Origin of the sequence: Euzebyella saccharophila (genome assembly GCF_014855495.1) — a bacterium.
GTDB classification, from domain to species: Bacteria; Bacteroidota; Bacteroidia; order Flavobacteriales; family Flavobacteriaceae; genus Euzebyella; species Euzebyella saccharophila.
Map to the genome: position 1 here is coordinate 307,279 of NZ_JACYFJ010000004.1, position 26,277 is coordinate 333,555.

Below are 26,277 nucleotides of genomic sequence, written 5' to 3' on the forward strand. Positions count from 1 at the left end.
TCTTCATAGTTCAATTGATATTATTTTAGATATGGAAATTAGAAAATTTATCCGTTAGTTGTAAACCCAGGATAACAGGTCATGCCCCCATCTACATAAATGGTGGTACCATTGATGTATTCAGACTCGTCTGAAGCCAACCAAGAAGCAACACTACCAATATCTTCTGGAATGCCAATTCTCTTGTAGGGAATAAGCCCCAACATGCCTTCCCGACCTTCTTTGGTACTCCACACATCCTTATTAATTTCAGTTTTTATGGCCCCTGGAGCAATACTGTTGCATCTAATCTTTTTAGGACCATATTCTTGACAAATACTTTGCATTAGCATAACCAAACCTCCTTTACTTGCAGCATAATTGGCATGCCCGGCCCAAGGAATAACCTCGTGTACCGAGCTCATGTGGATAATTTTACCCAAGGATTTTGATACTTCTTCACGCATTCCCCTTCGTAAAAATTCCTTAATGGATTCCCTGGCGCATAAAAATTGGCCGGTTAGATTAATATCTATCACCTTTTTCCATGCATCAAAAGGCATTTCATGTAAAGGATGGTCTATTTGAATTCCCGCATTGGCAACACAGACATCTACCGTTCCAAATTCCTTGATCGTTTTTTCAAACATCTGTTTTACCTCGTCTTCCTTGCTCACGTCGCATTTTATAACAATGGCGTCACCACATGAACTATTTTTAATAATCCAATGCGCTACTTCCTCTGCCTTCTCCTTGCCACTGTGGTAGTTAACTACAATATTAGCACCTTCGGTTCCCATAGCCATAGCCACCGCCTTGCCAATCCCGGAACTAGAACCGGTAACAATACAGATCTGGCCTTGCAACCTTTTATTGGGTTTCTGCATATCTTCAATTATTTATGACTAAGCTACTTGAAATTTAGACATGTAAGGCCCTATAAGATGCTTAGCATTAACAATGATTGCGTTAGGATTCATTTTTAGAAAAAGGAACAAGAAATCCTAAAACGCAAAAAACCCGGGAACTACCCCGGGTTTAACGCACTAATACTACTAAGATGTTAGGTTTAACGCAAACGATCTACAGATTTTACAAGATCTTCATCCTTTTTGATAGCCCTATTGGCAAGGACTAGAAAAACGATAGAAATAACAGGAATCAACATCCCAATACCCTTCTCAGAAACCGAGGTCTCTCCAGATAAATTTAGCGATCGGTAAACGAAAAATCCTAGTAAAAAAAGGTTTAGCAACAGATTTAATCTGTTGACTACAAATTGATTTTTTCTATTTTTAAAAAGCACAATAGCTACCAAAGCCAAAACTGAAATAACATAAAATACAATCGAAATAAGTATTTCATTTTGGGCGTATATCTCGTTTCCATTGGCATCTGACCATAAGTTTACCCAAAACGGTAAAATGGCAGAGATAAGCATAACTACTAATAAATATACGGTCTGTATTCTTTGAATCATTCCTCAAATGGCATAATCAGGCGCAAAAATAGGGTCTTTTTATAAAAAAGCGATGATGTATTGAAAATAATTTGTAATATTGCCTCGTTATTAGTTATAGCACTTACCCAAAAGAACATCTGTTCTTAGTAATACCCAAGTAACAATACACTTCTTATCATATTACGGAGACTTATAATATATACCTTACTTAATGTTTGAGATTTCAGAATTAAAAGCGAAAAAGCTGCCTGAACTTCAGGAAATTGCAAAGGGCTTAAATGTACCCAAATTCAAGTCCTTAAAAAAATTGGACCTGGTATACCAAATACTTGATGTACAAGCCTCTAACCCCAAAGTGGTGCAAGAGGTTGCCGCTGGCCAAACAGAGGAAAAACCAAAAACCAGAACCCCTAGGAAAAGAATAAGCAAGGATAGCAGCCCTGAAACAAGCAAGGAAACTGCACCGGAAAAAAAACCGGAAGCTGAAAAAACTGATAATGAGCCAAAAAAACCAAGGCCAAGGGCTCAGAACAAAAATAACAGTACCAATAAACCTAACAATTCCAACAATAATTCAAACTCAAATTCCAATACCAATAGCGGTAAGCCGGATCAAAAGAATAATCAAAACCGAAAAGGGCAGAACAACAAAAATCAAAACAATCAGAATAGTAAGAACAGACATCAAAAGAGCAACCACGACAAAAGCAATTTTGACAAGGACTTAAAAAACAGGTACAAAGAGCCTGAATATGAGTTCGATAGCATTATTGAAAGTGAGGGCGTGTTGGATATTATGCAAGATGGGTATGGGTTCTTACGTTCGTCCGACTATAATTACCTATCATCACCAGATGATATTTATGTATCCCAATCCCAGATTAGACTTTTTGGACTCAAGACCGGGGATACCGTTTTAGGAAATGTTAGGCCACCAAAAGAAGGTGAAAAATATTTTCCATTAATAAAGGTGAACAAAATAAACGGAATTGACCCCCAAGTGGTGAGAGACCGAGTTTCCTTTGAGCACTTAACACCGCTTTTCCCACAGGAAAAATTTAATTTGGCAGACAAGCAGAGCAATATATCCACTAGGATCATTGATTTATTCTCACCAATAGGCAAAGGACAAAGAGGTATGATCGTTTCCCAGCCCAAAACTGGTAAGACAATGCTCTTGAAAGCAGTGGCAAATGCTATCGCTGCCAATCACCCTGAAGTTTATCAAATTATTTTACTGATTGACGAAAGACCGGAAGAGGTTACGGATATGCAGCGAAATGTGCGTGGGGAGGTGGTTGCTTCTACTTTTGACAAGGAAGCCTCAGAGCACGTAAGGGTAGCCAATATCGTTCTTGAAAAAGCGAAGCGTTTGGTAGAATGTGGCCATGATGTGGTTATCCTATTGGATTCCATTACGCGTTTGGCAAGAGCCTATAACACTGTTCAACCAGCTTCCGGTAAGGTTCTAAGTGGTGGTGTAGACGCTAACGCATTGCACAAGCCTAAGCGTTTCTTTGGAGCGGCAAGAAATATTGAAGGTGGTGGTTCCCTGTCCATAATCGCTACGGCGCTTACTGAAACCGGCTCTAAAATGGATGAGGTTATTTTTGAAGAATTTAAAGGAACCGGTAACATGGAACTTCAGTTGGATCGTAAAATTTCTAACCGTAGAATTTTCCCTGCCATTGACCTTACCTCTTCAAGTACAAGACGTGACGATCTTTTATTGGATGAAAATACCATTCAAAGAATGTGGATTCTAAGAAAATATTTAGCGGATATGAATCCGGTGGAAGCTATGGAGTTCATTGAGCAGCGTATCAAGCAAACCAAAAACAATGAAGAGTTCTTACTTACAATGAACCAATAAAAGGGCCCAAGTAATAGATTTAAATCCCGGAAACATCAAAGTTTTCGGGATTTTTTTATGCCCATATGTTGCTAATTATCTATTTGAGCTTTTAGATAATTACTTAAAAATTTACCGTTAATCAGATTTTTAAAATATATTTATAAAGCAAAAATACCCAACCCCCGAATTTTGCGTGTTTAAACAAGTTGAACCTAAAACGCTTATAACATGAAAAATTCAAACTATTTTTCCATGAAAATTCTTTCTTTCCTACTTCTTTTGGGCACAATTTATGGTTGTGGCGAACAAACCGGGAAAATCATTGATGAGACAGTTTCAGAGCCCAAAAATATGATTGTTAGCCTGCAGGATGGCAAAGTATTTTATGATACCTACACGGAGCGAAGAGCAAAAATTATAAAGCGTTATGAGGACTCAATGGACAAAAGGGACCAAAAAGGCGATACTGACGGAAACAGTCAGGAAGCAGAGGAGTCTACTTCCGCAGCAATGGAAGGAGGCTTTGTTCCTACCAGGTTTATTGAGTTCAATTATAAAGATTTAAAGACCTATCTCAAGTTTATTGAACAAGAGGCAGATAGTGCCCAAGTAGACATTTCAAATCTTAGAATTTACCTCACCAACTATCCCAAGAAACAAGAATTTCCGGACGGTAAAACTATTAAAGAACCTAGACGCAATAGTGTTATGATGGTGCCAACAACATCTGACGGAAAGAAGAATTTTGCATTCTATACCGCGGACGATTCTGAGGATGGGCAAAGAAAAGCGTATTTACTTACCGATGAACTTGATGATACCGGGAAGTATATAGGTGGAAAAAAGAAATCTAAAGCGTCTATAGCACCTAGCATTTTACCGGTAGAAGCACCCGCTCCACCTGCCCAAAATCAACAGAGCCTATACGGAAATGAAGGAGGGTTACACCCTCCTTCATAGCTAGCCCAGCTTAACCTAACGGCTGTATGCATGTTGTTCAACCCAAATTCATTACTTGAAAATTCTTATATCCCCATATATGGGATAACTTTAGCTGTAGCCATGTTCAGATATCCAAAATATTTTGACACCGCCTTAAAGTATTTTCCCATTCTGCTTCTCTACACATTTTTTAATGAAACCCTGGGAACTCTCATTTATAAGTATGATGCCTTTAGCCTAACGGTAAATTCTCTTTACATCGATTATTATTATGTCATATACAACATTTATAACATCGTATTTTTTGTCTATTTTCTTTATCTGTTCAGGAGCTATACAGAAAATTTAGCTTTCAAAAAATTAGCAAAGTACTTTATCTATATTTTCCTAGGGGTAGTACTGGTGAATTTATTTGTACAAGATTTCTTTTTGGAATATCAGTATTTAACCTTCTTTACAGGAACGGCATTCCTAGTAATCATCGTATCACAATATTTATACGAGGATTGGACAAATAGACAAGCAGGGCTTAGAAAGAAGAATATTTTATTTTGGTTGGGCACAGGTTTACTTTTATATCATATTTGCTACTTACCAATAAAAGCGATTAGATATTACAATGGGCTATATAATCTATCTGAAAACCCAGAATTAAGGAAAATCCACCTTACTCTTATTTTAATAACCTACATCATATTTATCGTAGGCTTTATTAGAATGAAAAAGAAGCTTGTGCGCTAAGTTCTTACCAAAAGGGTTTTTGCCTATCTTGCGAAGAGATGAACCAACAACCATGATATCTTTCTATTTAATATAGAATGATCTCGGCAAATTCCCCTCTATTCAAATGCTGAGAACTTTTTTGGAGTACACCTATTTAGCTATGTATGCCATCGCGTTAGTGGCAGCTATCTACCGATATCCAAAATATTTCGATACCAAACTCCAATACTTACCCATAATTATCTGCTACACTTTATTCAATGAAATATTGGGCTACCTAACAGCCTATCTTCCACAATTTGGCTTTTTTAGCCGCGAATCCATTTCTCATTACAACGTAATTATTTACAATATCTATAACCTCATCTTCTACTTATACTTCCTATTTCTCTTTAGATTCTATATAAAATCACCTAGACTGAAAGAATATATCTTTTGGGGCATTGTACTATTTCTGGTAACAAGTGCCATAAATCCATTTTTTCAAAATTATTTAATGAGTACGCAAACCGCAACCTACATTTCTGGCGGATTTCTTCTCATTACTAGCATCATTTTTTATTTAAGAGAACAACATTTTAAATATAAAAGAATACCTCTGGCCAATCATCCCCTACATTGGATAAGCATAGGGTTACTTTTATTTTATGTGGGCTATTTACCCATTAAAGTTGGTAGGTATTTCCATTTTGCCAACGGTACCCAAGAAGCTCCTATTATTAGGATAATTCAATATTTACTCATCATTACTATGTATGCTTTCATAACCATGGGCTTTATCACATTAAAAAAGCGCTCATATCGTTAAAATTGACTGACAGTATTACCTGTCGTATTTTCAGTAGAGTCCCCAGGACTTGAGGAGGTCATTTCATATAGGCACACTTCTTTCTAACAGAATCACCATAAACATTGCCCTAAGCCCCACACAATAGATATATTCTATACTATTATGTTTAATAGAGCCAAACTCTATAGGACCTTTTGTCATTCCGCACGGTTCTTGCGCCTTTAGGGGCGTATAGATATTTAGAAATTAAAACAAAAATATGAAAGTACTTGTTATTGGAGCTGGAAATATGGGACTCACATATGCTGAGGCCATGTCAAAATCAAAACAGCTAAAGAAACGTAACGTTATGATTCTTGACAGCTCTCCCGAAAAAATCCTCTCCTTAAAAAAGATTTCACATTTTGATGTCTTTGAAAATCTAGAAGATTGTCTTCCACAGGCAGATTTGGTTTTTATAGCTGTTAAACCATATCACTGTGAGGACCTTTTTGCCAAGATGAGACCTTTAATCAATAAGGGACAAATTGTAATATCCATCATGGCCGGGGTCACCATTCAAACTATGCAAGATGCTTTGGGCATCCAAAAAGTAGTTAGGGCAATGCCCAACCTTCCCGCACAGGTAGGAAAAGGAGTCACTTCATTTATTCCTTCCAAGGAGGTGAGTAGAATTGAACTCCTTACGGTAGAAAGCCTTTTGGATACCACTGGTAAATCTATAAAGGTAAGTTCAGAAAATTATATTGACGCTAGTACAGGAATTTCTGGAAGTGGTCCGGCTTACGTTTTTTACTTTATGCAAAGTATGATGGAAGCCGCCCTGAAAATGGGCTTTTCCGCAAATGACTCCAAAGTATTGGTGAGTCAAACTTTTGATGGAGCCGTAGAGCTTTTCAATCAATCAGACCTATCACCGTCATCTTGGATGAATAAAGTTGCCTCCAAAGGAGGAACCACCAGAGCTGCATTGGATTCCATGGAGGACAATAACGTTAACGAACTCATTAAAGAAGCCGCTTATGCAGCTTTTGACAGAGCGGTTGAACTAGGAAAACAATAAACATGTACAAACAGAGAGTAGTAATAAAAGTAGGTACCAACGTAATGACCAATAAGGATAATAGGATCGTTAGACCTATTCTCAAAAAATTGGTCAAGCAGATAGCGGAACTCTATGAAAACGACGTCATGACGGTGTTGGTTTCTTCAGGGTCGGTAATTGCCGGAATGGAAGTTCTGGGAGAAAGTCACATTAAGGACAAGACCATGAGAAGGCAGGTTTATTCTTCCATTGGTCAGCCAAGAATGATGAGACTTTATTATAACATTTTTAGGGATTATGGTATGAAATGCGCACAAGTTTTAGCGACCAAGCGCGATTTCAATCCTGGAGTCCATAGAGAAAACATGATCAGTTGCTATGAGGGACTTTTATCCGAAGGAGTTATTCCTATAGCCAATGAGGATGATGCTGTTTCCGTAACCAACTCCATGTTCTCAGACAATGATGAACTGGCAAGTTTGGTTGCCGAATTGATTGAAGCAGATAAGCTTATTATTCTAACGGATATTGACGGTCTATATACTGGTCATCCAGATGATGAGGATACGGAAGTGATTTCAAAAGTTGGTATTGATGAGAATGTAGAAAAGTACGTAAAACAAGTTAAAAAAGGTGAAGCCGAAGGCCGTGGCGGCATGGGCTCTAAGTTGAGTGTAGCCAAGCAAACAGCGGCCAAGAACATCCCTACCTTTATAGCCAACGGTAAGAAGGAGAATGTCATTTTAGACATTGTAAACGGTAAGGATGTAGGAACGCAGATAATGGCGGAACAACTTTAAAAAAAGCAAAATGAAATTATTAGAAACAACAATAAAAAATAAGGTATTAGAATCCATGATTTCTATCTTGGACAAAGACCGAGATAAAATACTGGAGGCTAATAAAAAAGACTGCGAACTATTTAACAAGGAAGACAGAGCCATGTATGACCGCTTAGTGGTTGACAATAAAAAAATAGATGGCATGATTGCTTCTGTAAAAGAAGTTTTGGGACAGGAAGACCCTGTTGGTAAAGTAAAGTCTGAAAGGAATTTGGAAAACGGTCTAAACGTAACCAATAAAACAGCTCCTTTTGGCACTATAATGATTATTTATGAATCTAGACCCGATGTTACCATAGAGGCCGCGGTCCTAGCATTCAAAGCCAACAACAAAATTCTATTAAAGGGAGGAAAAGAGGCGCTTCACAGTAATAAAGCCTTAGAAAAATGCTGGCATCAAGCTTTAGAAGAAAATGACTTGGATACCAACTGGATTCAACTACTTCATATGAACCGAACAGAAACCCAGGAATTTCTGAGAAACCCTTCTGAGAAATTAGACTTAATTGTTCCTAGAGGCGGAGAGCGACTTATCGCTTTTGTGAAGGAACATGCAAAATGTGCCGTTCTCGTAAGCGGAAGAGGAAACAATTTCCTTTATGTTGACAAGGATGCCGATTGGGAGAAAAGTATCAAGGTCATTTTAAATGCCAAAACGCATAAAATCTCGGCGTGTAATGCCTTGGATAAAATCTTGGTAGATGCTGCAGTCCCAAATTATGAGCAGAAGCTCAAAGAATTGGACAGTATTCTAAAAGAACAAGGTGTATCCGTTCTTGTAGATGAAAAAACGGGTTCTATCCTCAAAGAAGAGGAAGTTATAAAAGACGAAGCTATTTGGCATGAAGAATTTTTGGCGATGAAATGCTGCATAGGAACCGTAGAAAATCTAGATGAAGCTATTGAAAAAATAAATAAATTTTCTGGCGGACATTCTTCTACCGTGATGACCAAAGACTCCTCCAAGGCCATGAAGTTCATGGAGCAAGTAGATTCAGCCGCGGTTTACCATAATGCGTCTACGCGCTTTACAGATGGCGGAGCAATGGGCGTAGGAGCAGAATTAGCCATTAGTACGGACAAACTACACCACAGAGGTCCATTAGGATTGGAACAATTGGTTACCAACAAATACTTTGTGTTTGGAGACGGACAGATTAGGGTATAACCTTATCTGACGGCCTATGATAAATTAAAAAGCCCCGATGTTTTTACATCGGGGCTTTTTTAATGCTGTTCAATAATATTACAAAGCAGCAACATGCTTAGCCAATTTACTTTTCAAGTTTGCGGCTTTGTTACTATGAATAATGTTGCGCTTTGCCAACCTATCGATCATACTAACAACGCTAGGCAATAAAGCCTCAGCATCTTTTTTGTTCTCCTCACCACGCAATTTCTTGATTGCATTACGAGTAGTTTTGTGCTGGTAACGGTTACGTAGACGTACCGCTTCGTTTCTTCTGATTCTTTTTAACGCTGACTTGTGATTTGCCATCTTACTTTTTTGTTATAATTTTTTAGAAAAATCAACTTCCTCAATCTTTCTCAAAGTCTAGTAGCCCGTAGGGGAATCGAACCCCTGTTACCAGGATGAAAACCTGGCGTCCTAACCCCTAGACGAACGGGCCAAATTTCAAAATTCTGAAAAGGCCTTAAAAACGCCTTAAAACAGAATCACAATTTACTATTATGAACACTTTGTAGCCCGTAGGGGAATCGAACCCCTGTTACCAGGATGAAAACCTGGCGTCCTAACCCCTAGACGAACGGGCCATTACTTTGAGTAATTGCGGATGCAAAAATACAATTATTTTTTACTATCGCAACATCCAATTAACTTTTTTTAATAAGCTTTTGCAAAGAGCACTCGTTTAGAAGATTTTTCACCGGAAATTATACAACTTCCCTCCTCTTCTTTTGCATCTATTGGAATACATCTTATAGTTGCCTTGGTCTCTTCCTTTATCTTATTTTCAGAGGCAATGGTACCATCCCAATGTGCAGATATAAAGCCTCCTTTGGCCTCCAAAACCTCCTTGAATTCTTCATAGGAATTTACCTCCGTTATATTATCTTGGGTATAGGTATTAGCCTTCTTGAAAATATTTTTTTGAATATCCTCCAACAAAAATTCAATTTTGCTCACAACCTCATTGGCAGGAACAGTTTCCTTTTCCAGTGTATCCCTACGTGCTACTTCGTACGTACCGTTTGCCAGATCCCTTTGACCTATTGCTAACCGCACCGGCACTCCCTTCAATTCATATTCATTGAACTTAAATCCGGGTTTATGTGTATCCCTATTATCAAACTTTACAGAAATACCTTTAGACCTTAACTCTTTCAGTAAAGGCTTTACACTATCTGAAATTGTACCCAATTGCTCCTCCCCCTTATAAATAGGCACAATCACCACTTGAATAGGTGCCAATTTAGGAGGCAATACCAATCCATTATCATCACTATGGGTCATGATAAGTGCGCCCATCAATCTAGTAGAAACCCCCCATGAGGTTGCCCATACGTGTTCTTGTTTTCCTTCTTTGTTAGCAAACTTAACATCAAAGGCCTTGGCAAAGTTTTGACCCAAAAAATGAGAGGTACCAGCCTGCAGTGCTTTTCCGTCTTGCATCAGGGCTTCAATACAGTAGGTTTCAATGGCCCCTGCAAATCGTTCACTTTCGGTTTTAAGCCCTTTGATAACAGGAACGGCCATATGTTCTTCGGCAAATTCCGCATACACGTTCATCATTTGTTCCGCCTCTTCAATCGCCTCCTTTTCGGTAGCGTGAGCGGTATGGCCTTCTTGCCAAAGAAATTCAGCGGTACGCAAAAACAATCGGGTACGCATTTCCCAACGAACCACATTCGCCCATTGGTTGATTAACAAGGGTAAATCCCTATAGGATTGAATCCATTTTCTGTACGTATCCCAAATAATGGTTTCAGAGGTTGGCCTAACAATAAGTTCTTCTTCCAATTTGGCGTCCGGATCTACTACAATCCCGCTACCGTCTTCGGCATTCTTTAATCTATAATGGGTAACAACGGCACACTCCTTTGCAAAACCTTCAACATGGGCCGCCTCCTTACTTAAGTACGACTTTGGAATGAACAGTGGAAAATAGGCGTTTTCATGACCTGTATCCTTAAACAATTTGTCCAACCCCGCTTGCATTTTTTCCCAAATTGCATAGCCATATGGTTTTATCACCATACAGCCACGAACCCCTGAATTTTCGGCCAAATCAGCCCCTACAACTAGTTCGTTATACCATTTGGAATAGTCCTCGTTTCTCTTGGTCAGTTTTTTACCCATCCTCAATAGTTTGGCACAAATCTTGTGACTATGTTATAAAAATAATTGGGTAAAACTAGTTATTTTTACTATGTTCAACAATAAAAATTGCAACCATGATATATTCATTACCCCTCCCAAAAATTAGGATGTTTTCCTTTCTTGGCCTTATAGGGCTAACATTGGCTTCCTGTGGTTCATATCAATCCGCATCTTATTATGATAATGATGGAATTTATTCGAATGACACTCAGGTAAGTGCAGAAAATCCACAAAGGCCTTCAACTTCAAAAAAGAAAGGGAGTGGAGAGAATTACGCTACCTATTTTGGCCAACAAGCCGAATTAATGGATGGTGAAATTTTTACCGATATCGATTCCTATTCTAGCAATGTGGAAGCCGATACGATTCCTCAAGGTCAATTAACAGATTACTATGACAATGAAAATGATTATAATGGCTACGCTGCTTGGGGAGATAATACGACAGATGTAAATATCCAAATTCACGACTTCAACTACGGTTGGGCCGGCTGGGGCTGGGGTTCCCCTTGGCTTTATAACAACTGGGGATGGGGTGGCTATTATGGAGGCTGGGGAGGCTTTTATAATCCATGGAGGTACCGTTACAACCCGTGGGGTTGGGGATGGGGCGGTTATGCCTACAATCCTTATTTCTACGGCGGATGGAATACTTGGTGCCCTCCCTATGGTTATTACAATGGGTATAACAACTTTAGATACGGCCGCAGAACTTATGCATACAACAGTACAAGAAGAGGATATAGAACTAGTGCCATAACCGGCGGGTCTTCACGCGGAGCTTATTCTAATACGGGCAGGAACAATAGAAACAGGGTCTCTTCAGGGTATACAAGTACAAGCTCAAGAAGTTCTACCAACAGAAGTTCAGCTTCCAGAACTAGCAATAGCCGTTACAGCTCAAGAAGCGGCAACCTTAGTTCGAGAAGAGTTGTTGGGGTAGACCAAAATAGGAACTACAGAACGAGCAGGAGTACTAGAACAGCTCCTACTTATAATCGTTCATCCCGAAATGGCAATACCTACAGAAGCTCTTCTAGAAACAGTCAAAACTACAGAAGTTCGGCTCCTAGAACAAGTTCGTACAGAAGCAGAAGTTCTGGAAGTAATGGTAATACCTATAGCAATTCAAGAAGTAGTAGTTACAGCAGAAGTTCGGCTCCTAGAACAAGTTCTTACCGATCTTCCGGTAGTAGTAGTAGAAGCTATAGTTCTGGCAGAAGTAGTTCCGGAGGTGCTTCGCGCTCATCTGGCGGTGCTTCTAGATCTAGTTCATCCAGTAGAAGCAGAGGGTAATTTCAACATTGATTCAAAATCTATTTAAAAAATTATTGATGAAAAGAATTTTCACTTTCATTGGGCTATTGGCATGCACAATTTCAACGGCGCAGACCATAGACGATGTACTAAGATATAGCCAAGAAAACCTACAGGGAACCGCGCGATTTCAAGGAATGGGAGGGGCTTTTGGTGCCCTAGGAGGAGATATGAGCTCTATCAACATCAATCCCGCAGGTAGTGCCGTTTTCAATAACAGCTTACTTACCCTGTCCGCAACATTTTATAATTCTGATACGGAATCAAATTATAGAGGTTCTTTCGCTCAAGCCGATAACAATACTTTGGACCTGAATCAAATTGGCGGTGCCTTTATTTGGAAAACCACCGACCCTAATTCTGGGTGGAAAAAACTTTCCCTCGCTGTCAATTATGATGTGGTTCAAAATTTTGATGATTTCAATGTTTCCAATGGAGTTGGTATAGAAGGACTGGACAATTACTTTTTAAATTTTGCAGATGGAATAGCTTTGGACAATTTAAAACTACGAGATGGTGAAACACCCAGTGATGCCTATTTGGATATAGGAGCCACCAACGGATTAGGATTTGCCGGTCAACAGGCCTTTTTAGGGTTTCAATCTGCTTTGATCGAACCTACGGTTGACGAACCAGAGAATACCACATATTTCTCAAATTCAGATTATACAGATCTTAATCAAGATTATCGCCAGACTACAAGCGGCTACAACAGTAAATTTGTTGTGAATGCCGCTACCCAATATGAGGATTTTCTATATATGGGAGCTTCCTTAAATTTCCATACCGTTCTATACGATAAGTATAGCAGATATCAAGAAGAATTTTTTAATGTGGATGACGAATTAAGATCGGCCACTTTTGAAAATCAATTACGTACAGAAGGTTCTGGGTTTTCCTTTAGTTTGGGTGCCATTGCCAAGTTGAATCAATTCATTAGAGTGGGCGGCAGTTACCAATCTTCAACATGGTATCGATTGAGCGATTCTTTTGCACAAGGCATTAGTACCAATTATCCAAATCAGGCACCAAATTTTAATTTCACCGGACTTAGGGATATAAATATTTTCGATTATCAAATTAAAACGCCCTCCCGACTAACCGGAAGTATCGCTGCTATTTTTGGAAATAATGGACTTATTAGTTTTGATTACTCCTACCAAGATATGTCCAGTGCAGAATTAAGACCTACCAGTGATGCAGGGTTTGCAGAAGAGAACGACTTTATTTCACAAACTCTAGCCGGAGTGTCCACATACAGATTAGGGGGAGAATACAAAATTCAACGTGTGAGCTTACGCGCCGGATACCGGTTTGAACAAAGCCCTTATGCAGATGGAAATTTTGTTGGGGACTTACAAGGTATTTCCGGTGGACTTGGATTTAATTTTGGTTCCAGCAGATTGGATTTGGCCATCAACCGCACAGAGCAAGATGTATTGCAATACTTTTTTTCCACTGGTATAACCAATCCTGCAGTATTAAACCGAGTGAATACAAATTTTACCCTTGGGTACACCTTAAACTTTTAGGGAGTTCATCTCTGGATATTATATGAAATGAAAAGGGCGGGCCTATGGCCCGCCCTTTTCATTGACTATTATTGACTTTACCTTTTAAGAGTAAAATTGGCCTTTGTGTTTTTTGCTACCACAACACCATCTTCATCCTCTTGATATTCAAATCTGAACCAATAATCAGATGATGGAAGCGGCTTACCATTGTAAGTGCCGTCCCAAGCTGTATTGGCATCTAATTGTGCCAATAATTTCCCAAAACGATCAAAAACAAATACCACTGGATTGTTCAAAGTCTCAATACCTCTTATATTCCATGTATCATTTGTACCGTCATTGTTTGGTGTAAAAAATTTGGGGTACCCCACTACAAGAAATTCAATAGGCTCAGTAGTTCCACATCCATTCTTATCATTAATTACCAAAGTATTGATTCCCGGTGGCACGTCATCGAAAATGGCATCATCCTGATATTCGCCGCCGTTAATGGCATATTCGTAATCTCCCGTTCCATCCACATGTACCTCAATATTGTTCATATCCGGGTCCAATGTCAAATTTGAATTCAATAAGTCTACCCTATCCAGTTGGGGAAGGCCATAAAAAGTAATTAAAATATCATCTAAGTAATGGTTACCTTCATTGGTGGTAATATCCACAAAATATCTTCCCGAATTGGGGCTAGATACCGTCAATTGAGTAGCTGTTGGGCCGGATCCCATAGGTTGATCAATGGTTCCGTCATCATCAAAATCAACTGACCAAGCCACATTGGCTATATTAGGGCCAGCAGGAGAATTCAATGCACTCAATTCAATATCTGGATCTCCTTCACAAGCTTTAATGTCCAAACCAAGAAATTCATCCCTTAACGTACAATCCAGTGCATTGTTTTGATCGGCATCCACAGAACTTCCAGTGAATGTGAGCATAAACTCCTCGGGGTCATTATCTGTATTATTACTAAAATTGTTGATTAAAATGTAATAGACTTCACCGGGAAGCACTTCCAACCACTCGTCATAGGTATTCAAATTCTGCGTGGTAGAAGGAACACCTACAGTGCCATCTTCAGGGTTTACCCCTAAACCTGTAAAACGGGTACTTCCTACCTCATAATTACATCTAATGGGAGTAGCGGTTCCGCTACTTATTTCAGAACAGCTTACATCCGGTCCGTACACCGCAAAATCCCATTCAGCAGTAATAGTAGTCTCTCCAGGCAAAGGCATTGCCTCAATATCAAACCCCACCTGACCACCTGTTCCGGCCCTGAAAACATACCACGAAGTGTTATTTTCAATATTGGCATTGGCTACACTGCCTTTTTCCAAACATCCGGTCTCTAAAATGATTTCCGGATCAAAATCATCAATATCCCCCCTACCCTCTGCCATTCCCATAATGGGCGCATCTGCACAAACTGGTATGGCCGATCTACAATCGGGAGAGTTTTGGGCTAATAGAGTAGTCCCGGAAACGAGAAATAATAGTATTAAGGTTAGTTGTCGCATACAGGTATAGACTAAGAATAGACTCCTAGCTATAACTATTTACAAGCTGATTTAGTATATGTTAAACGAAGAAATAGGCCTTTAATCGATAAAAAAATCAAGACCTTTTACAGAAAATTTTGAATAACTACCGTTTTAAGCTAAAATGGTTGTTGATATACTTAGCGGTTATCCGTTCACCCTCCAAGTTGGAATAAGTTAGCTGAAACCAATAATCAGTTTCAGGTAATGGTTTTCCATTTAAGACGCCATCCCAACCCGGACTTGCCCCATTTAATTCAGCCAATAATTTACCGTATCTATCAAAAATATGGACTAAGGGGTTTTCCAATGTCTCTATACCATCAATTTGCCAATAGTCATTGGACCCATCTGCATTTGGACTAAAGAATTTAGGGAACCCCACTACAATTACCTCTTCAGATATGGATCCACAGCCCATTGGATCATTAACCGTAATGGTATGCCTACCTGGCAAAACCTGATAAAATGTATGCCCTTCTTGATATGGACCATCATCCAGCTGATATTCAAATTCCCTGTTTGATGCTGTGATTACGGTTATAGTATTGTTAGTACTCAAATCTTCGATTAACAAATCCTGAATTTCTGGAGGGTTGGACCTTGATACCGTAATAGTTTCCGTTACCTCACATAAGAGACCCGCCTGTTCATTGGTCACTGTCACCATGTATTCTCCCTCCTGTTGCGCTATTATAGAAGGAGAGGATTCTCCCGTACTCCATTGGTATCGATAATTTAGGTTTGGACTAGCTTCTCCTATTTGTACACCGGAGTCCAAACCACATAAATAGACTTCCGTAGGAAAGTTTAAGTCTGGCGTTTCCAAGTTTATCAAATCAAAACTTTGGGAAGCATCAAAACATCTGGGATTGGCCTTTGAGGTAATACGGGCATAAATGGTTTGACTCCCAGCAATTGTGGTAAATTGTTTGGGTTGCGCATTCACTCCATTTAAGGCCTCGTCCATGGATAAATGATAACTTATCAAAAAATCATTAGAATTTTGTCCTCCCAAAATTTCTAAATCTTTTTGGTCTAAATCGAACACCTCCAACCCGCTGCACGAAGCATCGTCCGTAAGGGGATTGGCCACAGGCATAGGATAAAAAGCTACCTGAACATTACTATACAAATTACCTGTGGGCCTAACAACCTCTACCCTATACATAGCGCTATTGGTAACCTGTAGTGTAGAATTATGCTCCCCAAGTAATTGTTCATAGCCATTACCAAAATCCTGAAACCAATTATAAGTGCTGGCATTTACCGTTGTGGCATCTAATTGTACGGTATTTCCTTCACACTCGGTAACTGGTGGGCCCAACAAACTGTCTATTATGGAACAGTCTAGCGCATCATAAGGGTTGGTCACAAAAATATGACCCGAAAATTGAATGGAAAACCCAGCATTGTTGTTGCTAAAATTATTGATAAAAAGGTAATAATCCTGCCCAGGTTCTACTTGCAACCAATCTTCATATTGCACGTTTAGATCGTCTCCGGTAGGGTCTTCCCCCACCCCTATGAATGTATTTGAATCAGAATTATCAAAGAAATTACACCGTACAGGCTCCCCCAAATTGTTACAATCATTGGTTTGATAAAGGGCAAAATCCCAATCTTCAGAAACATCTATGCTTATATTAAATCCCAATTGGCCTGAAGCTCCTGTTCTAAACCTATACCATGCAGAATTGGATTCAATGGAACCGGTCAATGTTCGCTCTAAACAGCCACTTTCCGCCGTTCCGCTAAAGTCATCAACTCCATACCCACTGGTACCTCCATTTACGGGAGTATTGTTGCATATGGGAATGGCATTGATACAATCTGGAGAAACCTGGGCTACAATCGTTTGTATACCAAGTACAAAGAATAATAGTAATGTCTTCTGAAACAGCTTCATGAATACGTATCATCTAGATTTTTATAAAACTATTTCAAGAATAAGCTTAACACCAATTTATGTTGTGTATGATAAGATATAGAGCATAAAGTGCCATATAATGTATATCTTTGCAGTTCGTTTTTGTTGATAGAAAGGTTATTTATAAATACTTAGCATTCAGTAATTATTTGCCATTTACACCGACCAAACGGGACAAAGAAAGAGTTGAGCTGATGAAAATTAACAGTACTTTGGAAAAACAGTTTGAAGAAATGGGAGACGATCACGTCTCCGCGGCAGAGGATACCCCCATGCGTGCAGATGCATTTGTATTATCCGATGAAGAAAAAATAGAACGTATTCAAGAAAATATAAGGGAAGTTATGCTTACCCTTGGTTTGGACCTGGATGATGACAGCCTTAAAGGTACTCCGCTAAGAGTAGCCAAAATGTACGTAAAGGAAATATTTGGCGGACTTCACCCAGACCGTAAACCAAAATCCTCAACGTTCGACAATAAATACAAGTACGGTGAAATGTTGGTAGAAAAGAACATTACCTTGTATTCTACCTGTGAACACCATTTGCTCCCCATAGTTGGCAAGGCCCATATTGCCTATATTTCTAGCGGAAATGTTGTAGGTTTATCCAAAATGAACCGCATCGTAGATTATTTTGCCAAGCGTCCGCAAGTTCAAGAAAGACTTAACATTCAGATTGTACGGGAGCTACAGAGGGTTTTAGAAACGGATGACGTAGCCTGTGTTATTGACGCCAAGCATCTTTGTGTAAATTCCAGGGGAATTAGAGATATAGATAGTAGTACCGTAACCGCGGAATTCGGAGGCAAATTTAAGGAAGAGGCCGTTCGTAGAGAATTCCTCGACTACATTAATCTAGAAACCAACTTCTAACAGCTTTTAACTACCAATGCCACTTTTCGAGAGTCAAGAACTAAAGATTTATAATTCCCTTAAAGGTCAAAAAGAAACGTTCCACCCCATAAATGAGGGCCATGTAGGTATGTATGTTTGCGGTCCCACGGTGTACAGCAATGTACATTTGGGCAATTGTCGTACGTTTATGTCCTTTGATATGATTTTTAGGTATCTTAAACATCTTGGCTATAAAGTTAGGTATGTTAGAAACATAACGGATGCGGGCCATTTGGTAGACGATGCCGAAGACGGTGAGGACAAAATTGCTAAAAAAGCAAGACTGGAGAAATTGGAGCCCATGGAAGTAGTACAACGCTACACCTTGGATTTTCATAATATTTTGGAAAAATTTAATTTTTTACCTCCAAGTATTGAACCTACGGCTACCGGGCATATTATAGAACAGATCGAAATTATCAAGGAAATTTTAGATAAAGGTTTTGCCTATGAAATCAATGGGTCTGTCTATTTTGATGTGGCCACTTTTAATGAAACCAACGAATACGGTAAGTTAAGCGGTAGAAAACTGGAAGATATGGTCGCCAACACCCGCGAGCTGACCGCACAGGATGAAAAAAGGAACCCTCAGGATTTTGCCCTTTGGAAAAAAGCGGAGCCACAGCATATTATGAGATGGCCCTCTCCGTGGGGCGATGGGTTTCCCGGTTGGCATTTGGAATGTACAGCCATGAGCACCAAATATTTGGGAGAAACATTTGATATTCATGGCGGCGGAATGGACCTTAAATTCCCGCATCACGAATGTGAAATAGCTCAGGCAGAGGCAAGTTATGGCAAATCTCCAGTTAATTATTGGATGCATGCCAACATGCTTACCATGAACGGTAAAAAAATGGCCAAATCCACCGGAAATAATATTCTTCCGGGCGAAATTTTTACTGGTGATAACGATATCTTAAGCAAGCCATTTGCTCCCTCTGTGGTGCGTTTCTTTATGATGCAAGCACACTACACCAGTATCTTGGATTTAAGCAACGATGCCCTGTTAGCTTCAGAAAAAGGTTTTAACAGATTAATGGAAGCCTATAATCTAATTGAAAATCTACCTACTGGTAAACAAAGTGATTTTGATGTAAAGGCATGGAAGCAAAAATGTTATGATGCCATGAATGATGACTTTAACAGTCCCATTCTCATCGCTAATTTATTTGATGCCGTTAGACACATCAATTTGATTAAGGAAGGCAAAGAAAGTATTGCGAAAGAAGACAAGGAATTTTTGGCAGAAGCCCTGCACGCTTTTGTTTTTGAAATTTTAGGATTGGAACAAAAAGCAGGTAACAATCAGGATACAGAAAAACTTTCCGGTGTAGTAGAGCTACTTATTCAACTGAGAAAAGAAGCAAGGGAAAACAGAGACTTTTCTACTTCGGACAAAATAAGGGACCAATTGGCAGAATTGGGTATTCAACTAAAGGACGGTAAGGACGGAACCACCTTCAGCATACTATAAACATGATAAAAAAGATTCTGATAGCTCCCTTTGTATTTTTAGTTAGATTCTATCAGATAGCCATTTCTCCCTATACCCCGGCAACATGCCGGTATTCTCCTACGTGTTCCCAATATACCCTAGAAGCCTTAAAAAAACACGGCCTTTTTAAAGGAGGTTGGCTAGCCATTAAAAGAATTGTCAGTTGCAACCCTTGGGGAGGTAATGGGTACGATCCCGTACCCTGATTAATATCGTTTAGCCTCACTTAAAACCCAAACGATTTAACCCCTAAAATTTACTTTTGCCCCTTCTTAAATTCTTATCTTAGCGATCCTAAAACCAAATGCATGTACTATCTAGGCATTATCTGGAATCCTAACGAAACGTTGTTTACCTTAGGGCCTCTTCAAATTAAATATTACAATCTTCTTTGGATTATTGCATTCGCTGCCGGTTGGTTTATTATGAAGAAGATTTTTGTTCGTGAAAACAAAACAGTAGAACAATTAGATTCCCTATTCATACACACCGTATTGGCCACCATGTTAGGAGCCCGTTTGGGCCATGTATTTTTTTACGATTGGCCGTACTACAAAAATCACTTGTTGGAAATTTTACTTCCGATTAGGGAAAGTGCCAATGGCTCTTTGTTCGGCTTTATAAATGGCTATGAATTTACGGGTTTTACAGGTCTCGCCAGTCATGGGGCTATTATAGGGGTGCTTATTGGAACCTATCTTTATGCAAAAAAGTATCCGGATATGAAGCCGCTTTGGTTATTGGACAGAATGGTGGTTCCATTTGCACTAGGTGCTTTTTGTGTACGACTGGGAAACTTTTTTAATTCAGAGATTAATGGAAAGGTAACCGACGAATCTTTTGTGTTTGCTACAAAATTTATCCGCGATTCCGATGATATGCATCCTTCCCAGGCATTAGGCATAACCAAGCAAAAAACACTTAACGCGGCCTATGATGCTATTGAAAACAATCCGCAATTTTCGGAATATTTAGCTCAAATTCCCTATCGCCATCCAGCGCAATTATATGAAGGTGTAGCTTATATTTTTGTCTTTCTCATACTTTATTTCCTGTATTGGAAAACGGACAAAAGGGAAAAAACCGGATACCTTTTTGGAGTGTTTCTTGTTCTGCTATGGACCATTAGATTCTTTGTAGAATTTGTAAAGAAAAGCCAAGGTGGTTTCGAGGAATCCCTAGGACTTTTATCTACCGGTCAATGGTTAAGTATTCCATTTATCCTCATAGGTCTTTATTTTATGTTCAAACCTCAGATAAAAAAAGGATAAGATGTGCTTGTCATTTCATTCTTTTAGAAAATTAATCGCTTCAGTACTATTCCTTACCTTCTTTTTTACAGGATGCAAAAACTCTGAAAAAAGAACGGTAAAAACAGAAGAAATAACCTTTATTAAGGAAGGAGAGCTCAGTATTTATAAACCAGGAACAGATGTTCCTGTACTAAACTTAAATATTGAATTGGCCGAAACGGATTATGAAACCCAAACGGGTCTTATGTACCGAACATCAATGAAAGAAAATGAGGCTATGCTTTTCATTTTTGATGATGTAGCCATGCATTCTTTCTACATGAAGAACACGGAATTTCCGTTGGACATTCTCTTTATTAAAGAGGATATGACCATTGGTAGTTTTCAGGAAAATGCCCAGCCGCTTGATGAAGGCAGCTTATCATCAAAAGTACCTGTTCAATACGTCCTGGAAGTAAATGCTGGAATTGTGGCTGAAAAGGGATTGAGTATTGGTGATAGCATTAGTTTTCAAAAACTTTAGTCATGTCCCCATTATTGTTGAATGGATGCTCCTCCAGTAGACTTCTATTCCGAAAAGTAGAGGTTTCAGATTTCAATGATTGGCTACCCTTTCATCAAGAGCCCAAAAGCTCTCAATTCTGGCAAGGTTTACCTAAAAACCCCGAAGTGGCTTGCCAAGAACAATTTGAAAGAATTTTTGAAAGGTACGAAAAAGGATTGGGGGGAATGAATGCTCTTATCTGCAAAGAAACAGGCCTATTAATTGGACTGAGCGGTCTACTAATACAAACAGTGGACGACAAAAGTGAACTGGAAATAGCGTACAGTATTTTACCTCAATTTTGGAAAAAAGGGTATGCTACCGAGGCAGCCAATAGATGTAAATTGTATGCCTTTGAAAACAATCTCTCACCTTCGCTAATTTCCATTATTCAAGTTGATAATATTCCTTCACAAAAAGTCGCTATCAATATTGGAATGACCAACAGCAAAACAACCGAATACAAAGCCAACGAAGTATTCATATTTCGCATACACCATGAGTAAAAAGCATTGGGCCATCTTCACGGACAATTCATCAAAAAAATCCAGCTTTATCCAAAGCATTTTAAAGGGAGTGTCGCCGCAGGGTTTCGAGCAACTTAAGGATTCAAAAGGATATTTGTTTTCCAAGAGGGTACTTGAGAAATTAATTGATGAAGAAGACAGACATGATACCAAAATCATCAATTTAGATAGAACACAATCATTGAAATCCATGTCCAGTGGTGAACAAAAGAAGGCCCTGTTATCCCATTTAATAAGTTTGTCACCAGATTACTTGATATTGGACAACCCATTTGATAATCTAGATTTTGAAAGTCAACAAAGATTAAAGGAAGAGTTAGAGGAAGTACAATATTCCGTACAACTAATATTTCTTTTAAGTAGGCGAAAAGACATACTACCATTTTGTAATCATTTTGCCAAATTGGATGGCTCAAGCCTTATTTTTCTGGACGAATACGAAAAGTCTTCACAAGCAGGTACGAGAACTATACTCTCAGGAAAAATACCTGCTCCCCCTTACTCGTTTGATTATGATGAGGAAGTACTGATTCAACTTAACAATGTTTCCGTAAAGTATTTGGACCAACCTGTTTTAAAAAATATCAACTGGACCATCAGGAAGGGAGATTTTTGGGAGTTGAAAGGAAAAAACGGTAGTGGAAAAACAACCATTTTATCAATGATTACCGGTGAAAACCCAAAAGGGTATGGTCAAGACCTACATATCTTTGGACACAAAAAAGGAAGTGGGGAAAGCGTTTGGGAACTCAAAAAAAAGATAGGATATTTTACCCCGTCCATTACGGATAAATTTACAGGCTATCATTCCGTAGAAAACATGTTGATTTCTGGATTAACTGATTCCATAGGTTTATACGTAAGACCTACGGAAATACAAAGTAGGCTTGCTAAAGAATGGCTTCAATTGATTCATATGTGGGATTTAAGAAACCATCTCTTTCATGACCTTAGCCTAGGTCAAAAAAGATTGGTTATGTGTGCAAGAGCCATGATCAAACATCCTCCCTTATTAATTTTGGATGAACCCACGGCTAGTTTGGATGATGCCAGCGCAGCCCTATTTGTTTCGCTAGTGAACAAATTCGCAGAAGCAAGTGAAACTACCATTATTTTTGTATCGCATAGAATAGAACCCGGACTGACTCCTGATTACACTTACCAACTTAATCTGTCTCCAACCGGATCAACCGGCACAATTCTATAAACTAAAAAAGACCCGCCAGATAGCGGGTCCTTTTAAAGTTTGAGTTAGTAATATATTGTTATTCCGCAACTTCTTTTATCTTACCAGAACTTACCGATTTGTTCAACGTATCGAACATAACCGGAGTAGCGATAAAAATAGATGAATACGTACCTACAATTACACCAATTATCATAGCGAACATAAATCCTCTTAAGGATTCACCTCCAAAAATGAAGATTGCCAACAATACCACCAAGGTAGTCATAGAGGTGTTCAAAGTACGACTCAAAGTACTGTTAAGGGCAAGATTAATGTTGTCGCCCCCGCGCCAACCTTTCTCACCAATAATCTCACGTATACGGTCAAACACTACCACCGTATCGTTCAATGAATAACCGATCACGGTTAATATCGCAGCAATGAAAGCTTGATCAATCTCCATATTAAATGGCATAATCGTACCAAAGATGGAGAAGATACCCAATACAATCATAACATCATGGAAAACCGCTGTAACAGCTCCCAAAGAGAATTGCCACTTACGGAAACGGAACAAAATGTAAAGGAAAACTACTGCCAGTGACCCCAAGATTGCCAAGAAAGCATTCTTTTTAATATCGTCTGCGATAGTAGGACCCACTTTTACAGATTGCAAAATACCTATTGAATCCTCTCCACTACCAGATACAAAATCTTCTTTACTGATTCCTGAAGGAAGATATTTCTGTAAGGAAGTAAACAATTTATCCTGAATTTCATTATCAACTTCAAGACCTTCTACATCTACTTTGTAAGGTGTTGTTATCTTAATCTGATTTTCTTCACCAAATGTTTTTACATTGGTACCGCTACCGAATACGTCATTAAGTTCAGAAGCTATTTCAGAAGAACTTACCGCCTGCTCAAACCTAACTTGGTAAGATCTACCACCTATAAAATCTACACCTTGTTGCAATCCATTTGTAAAAAGACTTATCACACCAACAATAACCAATATACCGGATACTATATAGGCAATTTTTCTTTTACCTAGAAAATCAATACTTATATTTCTAAACAAGTTTTTGGTAGCTCCCGTGGCAAAATCCAATCTTCTAGATTTACCCTGCAAATACCAATCAACCAATAATCTGGTGATAAAAATGGCTGTAAACAAGGAGGTAACGATACCAATCAATAAAGTAGTTGCAAAACCTTTGATAGGTCCAGAACCAAAAATGAACAAGATAATTGCCGTAAGTCCCGTTGTGATATTCGCATCTAAAATGGAGGACAGAGCATTATTGAAACCATCGGCAACTGCCTGCGACTTCCCTTTCCCCTTGGCTATTTCCTCTTTAATACGCTCAAATATAAGTACGTTGGCATCTACGGACATACCAATGGTCAATACGATACCAGCAATACCAGGTAGGGTAAGAACCGCACCTAAGCTAGTTAATACACCAAAAATCAATAGAATGTTCAAAAGCAAGGCGATATCTGCAAAAAGACCCGCACGACCGTAATAGAAGACCATCCAAATCAATACAAATGCCATGGCAATCAAGAAGGACATAAAACCGCTATCAATAGCTTCCTGACCCAATGAAGGCCCTACAATGGTAGCCTGAATAATTTCTGCGGAAGCTGGCAGTTTACCGGCTCTTAAAACATTGGCAATATCCTTAGTTTCGTTGATGGTGAAGTCTCCCGTAATTTCTGAACGGCCACCGGAAATAGGACCAGAGGAAACACCGGGTGCGGTATACACCTTATTGTCAAGAACGATAGCAATACCCGTCCTGTTATTATAGGCATCTCCTGTTAACTCTTCCCACTCTTTGGCCCCTTGGGTATTCATGGTCATAGACACCGCAGGTTTGCCCCCTAAATCAAAATCATCACGGGCGTCACTTACCACATCGCCACTAATTCTTGGAATACCGTCCCTATTAGATTTTAAGGCAAAAAGCTGAACTATTTCAGAATCCTCTGAAGGACGCTCCCAAAGAAACTTTACAAATTGCATATTGGCAGGAAGCAATCTTCTGATCTCCTTCATTCTTAAGTATGACCCAATTTCGGCAGTATCCTTGGCTGCTGCCACCCCTACCGCATAACTTGGTGCACCTAACTGAAATTTCTCAAAAAGCGGATTACGTTGATTGGCCAAATCCAATGAATCTTGAGCAACATCCGAAAGAAGGGAATCCAACTCAGACTCCTCTTTTACCGGCTCTACCTCATCTACATCTATTAGGGATTTTAACTTTTCGTTCGCTTGAAAGAAAAAGCCTTGTAATTCTGGATTATTAGGCTGATAAGTTTCCCAAAATTCTAATTGGGCTGTACTGGAAAGTAAATCTTGGGCACGGGCAATATCCCTTGCTCCAGGTAGCTCAACCAAAATACGGCCCGAAGTACCTTCACGCTGAATATTTGGCTGGGTAACCCCAAAACCGTCAATACGCTCCCTTAATACCTCAAATGCAGAAACAATACTTTCATCTATTTTTCTTCTGATGATAGGTTTTACCTCATCATCCGACATCTGAAAATTGATTTCTTCGCTCAATCCTTTATTTGCAAAAATATCTGGAGAGGCCAATTTGGAATCACCGCTAATATCGTCCCAAGCTTGGAAAAACAAATCAACATAAGTTGCATCACTATTCTTGGAAGCTGTATCGGCATCCGCCAAAGCCTTATTGAAAATTGGGTTCTTACTATTATTGGCAAGACCTTTTAAAATATCCTTAACGGATATCTGAAGAGTTACATTAATACCCCCTTTAAGGTCCAAACCTTTGTTCAACTCCTTTTTCTTGGCTTCGTTGTAGTTGGTATACCCCAAAACCGAATTGTCTCCAATAGAATCAAGATACTGCGCTTCTAATGCTTCACGCTTAACTACATAATCTTCCTCGGATTCTGAAATTTGGCTTATGGCATAGGCTTCCGCATCGTTTTCGGCCTTATTGGTAATGAAAGTGTACGATAGTTGGTAGATACTTACCAGCCCGAACAATAGGGCGAAAAGCTTTATAAGTCCTTTATTTTGCATCGATTACAAATATTTAATGGGTGCTTTTTCTAACAGCGTGCAAAT

23 protein-coding genes and 2 tRNA genes are annotated in these 26,277 nt (G+C 39.1%); 16 read left to right on the top strand and 9 right to left on the bottom strand.

All coding sequences use genetic code 11. The features are described from left to right. Positions 1-47: 47 nt before the first annotated feature. Together IL355_RS13940 and IL355_RS13945 are read right to left on the bottom strand one after the other, a co-directional pair. A complete protein-coding gene (locus IL355_RS13940; protein ID WP_192462717.1) occupies positions 48-866 on the bottom strand; it encodes an SDR family oxidoreductase in 819 nt (272 codons plus the stop codon). Between the two features lie 182 nt (positions 867-1,048). Next, positions 1,049-1,459 (bottom strand): DUF4293 domain-containing protein, encoded by a 411-nt coding sequence (locus IL355_RS13945; RefSeq protein WP_192462718.1) that lies wholly within the window; start codon positions 1,457-1,459, stop codon positions 1,049-1,051. A gap of 193 nt (positions 1,460-1,652) precedes the next feature. Between IL355_RS13945 and rho the strand changes: the two genes are divergently transcribed. From rho to IL355_RS13980, 7 genes are all read left to right on the top strand, one after another. Next, positions 1,653-3,314 carry a transcription termination factor Rho gene (gene rho, locus IL355_RS13950; RefSeq protein WP_192462720.1) on the top strand — a complete coding sequence of 554 codons (1,662 nt, stop codon included), beginning with the start codon at positions 1,653-1,655 and terminating at the stop codon, positions 3,312-3,314. A gap of 210 nt (positions 3,315-3,524) precedes the next feature. After that, a complete protein-coding gene (locus tag IL355_RS13955; RefSeq protein ID WP_192462721.1) occupies positions 3,525-4,256 on the top strand; it encodes a hypothetical protein in 732 nt (243 codons plus the stop codon). Positions 4,257-4,358: 102 nt separating this feature from the next. Beyond that, entirely contained in the window at positions 4,359-4,979 is a 621-nt protein-coding gene (locus IL355_RS13960) for a hypothetical protein (RefSeq protein ID WP_192462722.1), read from the top strand. 106 nt (positions 4,980-5,085) lie between these two features. Beyond that, positions 5,086-5,769 (top strand): hypothetical protein, encoded by a 684-nt coding sequence (locus tag IL355_RS13965; protein ID WP_192462723.1) that lies wholly within the window; start codon positions 5,086-5,088, stop codon positions 5,767-5,769. A gap of 241 nt (positions 5,770-6,010) precedes the next feature. After that, positions 6,011-6,814 carry a pyrroline-5-carboxylate reductase gene (gene proC, locus IL355_RS13970; protein ID WP_192462725.1) on the top strand — a complete coding sequence of 268 codons (804 nt, stop codon included), beginning with the start codon at positions 6,011-6,013 and terminating at the stop codon, positions 6,812-6,814. A gap of 2 nt (positions 6,815-6,816) precedes the next feature. Next, positions 6,817-7,596 (top strand): glutamate 5-kinase, encoded by a 780-nt coding sequence (proB, locus tag IL355_RS13975; protein ID WP_187457128.1) that lies wholly within the window; start codon positions 6,817-6,819, stop codon positions 7,594-7,596. 10 nt (positions 7,597-7,606) lie between these two features. Next, positions 7,607-8,806: a glutamate-5-semialdehyde dehydrogenase gene (locus IL355_RS13980; protein ID WP_192462726.1), complete on the top strand. Its 1,200-nt coding sequence runs from the start codon at positions 7,607-7,609 to the stop codon at positions 8,804-8,806. A 78-nt stretch (positions 8,807-8,884) separates the two neighbouring features. Here IL355_RS13980 and rpsT read toward each other — a convergent pair whose 3' ends face one another. The 4 genes from rpsT to proS form a co-directional block, all read right to left on the bottom strand. Then, positions 8,885-9,136, bottom strand: a complete 252-nt coding sequence (gene rpsT / locus IL355_RS13985) for a 30S ribosomal protein S20 (RefSeq protein ID WP_187457126.1) — start codon at positions 9,134-9,136, stop codon at positions 8,885-8,887. Positions 9,137-9,197: 61 nt separating this feature from the next. After that, positions 9,198-9,269 (bottom strand) — tRNA-Glu (locus IL355_RS13990). A gap of 73 nt (positions 9,270-9,342) precedes the next feature. Beyond that, positions 9,343-9,414 (bottom strand) — tRNA-Glu (locus IL355_RS13995). Between the two features lie 70 nt (positions 9,415-9,484). Then, on the bottom strand, positions 9,485-10,960 hold the full coding sequence (gene proS / locus IL355_RS14000; protein ID WP_192462728.1) for a proline--tRNA ligase: 1,476 nt from the start codon (positions 10,958-10,960) through the stop codon (positions 9,485-9,487). A gap of 95 nt (positions 10,961-11,055) precedes the next feature. Between proS and IL355_RS14005 the strand changes: the two genes are divergently transcribed. Further along, entirely contained in the window at positions 11,056-12,276 is a 1,221-nt protein-coding gene (locus IL355_RS14005) for a hypothetical protein (RefSeq protein ID WP_192462730.1), read from the top strand. A 38-nt stretch (positions 12,277-12,314) separates the two neighbouring features. After that, on the top strand, positions 12,315-13,829 hold the full coding sequence (locus IL355_RS14010) for an OmpP1/FadL family transporter (RefSeq protein ID WP_192462731.1): 1,515 nt from the start codon (positions 12,315-12,317) through the stop codon (positions 13,827-13,829). Positions 13,830-13,906: 77 nt separating this feature from the next. Here the strand turns inward: IL355_RS14010 and IL355_RS14015 are convergent, their stop codons facing one another. Together IL355_RS14015 and IL355_RS14020 are read right to left on the bottom strand one after the other, a co-directional pair. Further along, entirely contained in the window at positions 13,907-15,328 is a 1,422-nt protein-coding gene (locus IL355_RS14015; protein WP_192462732.1) for a T9SS type B sorting domain-containing protein, read from the bottom strand. Positions 15,329-15,455: 127 nt separating this feature from the next. Next, positions 15,456-17,258, bottom strand: a complete 1,803-nt coding sequence (locus tag IL355_RS14020; RefSeq protein ID WP_192462734.1) for a T9SS type B sorting domain-containing protein — start codon at positions 17,256-17,258, stop codon at positions 15,456-15,458. A gap of 215 nt (positions 17,259-17,473) precedes the next feature. Here IL355_RS14020 and folE point away from each other — a divergent pair, with 215 nt between their 5' ends. The 7 genes from folE to IL355_RS14055 all read left to right on the top strand — a co-directional run bounded on the left by folE (position 17,474) and on the right by IL355_RS14055 (position 23,204). Next, positions 17,474-18,154, top strand: a complete 681-nt coding sequence (gene folE / locus IL355_RS14025) for a GTP cyclohydrolase I FolE (RefSeq protein WP_187457120.1) — start codon at positions 17,474-17,476, stop codon at positions 18,152-18,154. Positions 18,155-18,170: 16 nt separating this feature from the next. After that, the gene (cysS, locus tag IL355_RS14030; protein WP_192462736.1) at positions 18,171-19,652 is read left to right on the top strand and encodes a cysteine--tRNA ligase; all 1,482 of its coding nucleotides are present in this window, start codon (positions 18,171-18,173) and stop codon (positions 19,650-19,652) included. A 2-nt stretch (positions 19,653-19,654) separates the two neighbouring features. Then, positions 19,655-19,879 carry a membrane protein insertion efficiency factor YidD gene (yidD, locus tag IL355_RS14035; protein ID WP_192462737.1) on the top strand — a complete coding sequence of 75 codons (225 nt, stop codon included), beginning with the start codon at positions 19,655-19,657 and terminating at the stop codon, positions 19,877-19,879. 102 nt (positions 19,880-19,981) lie between these two features. Then, entirely contained in the window at positions 19,982-20,944 is a 963-nt protein-coding gene (gene lgt, locus IL355_RS14040; RefSeq protein WP_192462739.1) for a prolipoprotein diacylglyceryl transferase, read from the top strand. 1 nt (position 20,945) lies between these two features. Then, positions 20,946-21,449, top strand: coding sequence for a DUF192 domain-containing protein (locus IL355_RS14045; protein ID WP_192462740.1), 504 nt, complete (start codon positions 20,946-20,948; stop codon positions 21,447-21,449). A gap of 2 nt (positions 21,450-21,451) precedes the next feature. Next, positions 21,452-21,976: a GNAT family N-acetyltransferase gene (locus tag IL355_RS14050; RefSeq protein ID WP_192462741.1), complete on the top strand. Its 525-nt coding sequence runs from the start codon at positions 21,452-21,454 to the stop codon at positions 21,974-21,976. Continuing rightward, complete coding sequence (locus IL355_RS14055) at positions 21,969-23,204, top strand: ATP-binding cassette domain-containing protein (RefSeq protein ID WP_192462746.1); 1,236 nt, start codon at positions 21,969-21,971, stop codon at positions 23,202-23,204. The genes IL355_RS14050 and IL355_RS14055 overlap by 8 nt, the downstream gene beginning before the upstream one ends. Before the next feature lie 58 nt (positions 23,205-23,262). Here IL355_RS14055 and secDF read toward each other — a convergent pair whose 3' ends face one another. Next, positions 23,263-26,232 (bottom strand): protein translocase subunit SecDF, encoded by a 2,970-nt coding sequence (gene secDF, locus IL355_RS14060; RefSeq protein WP_192462747.1) that lies wholly within the window; start codon positions 26,230-26,232, stop codon positions 23,263-23,265. Positions 26,233-26,277: the final 45 nt, after the last annotated feature.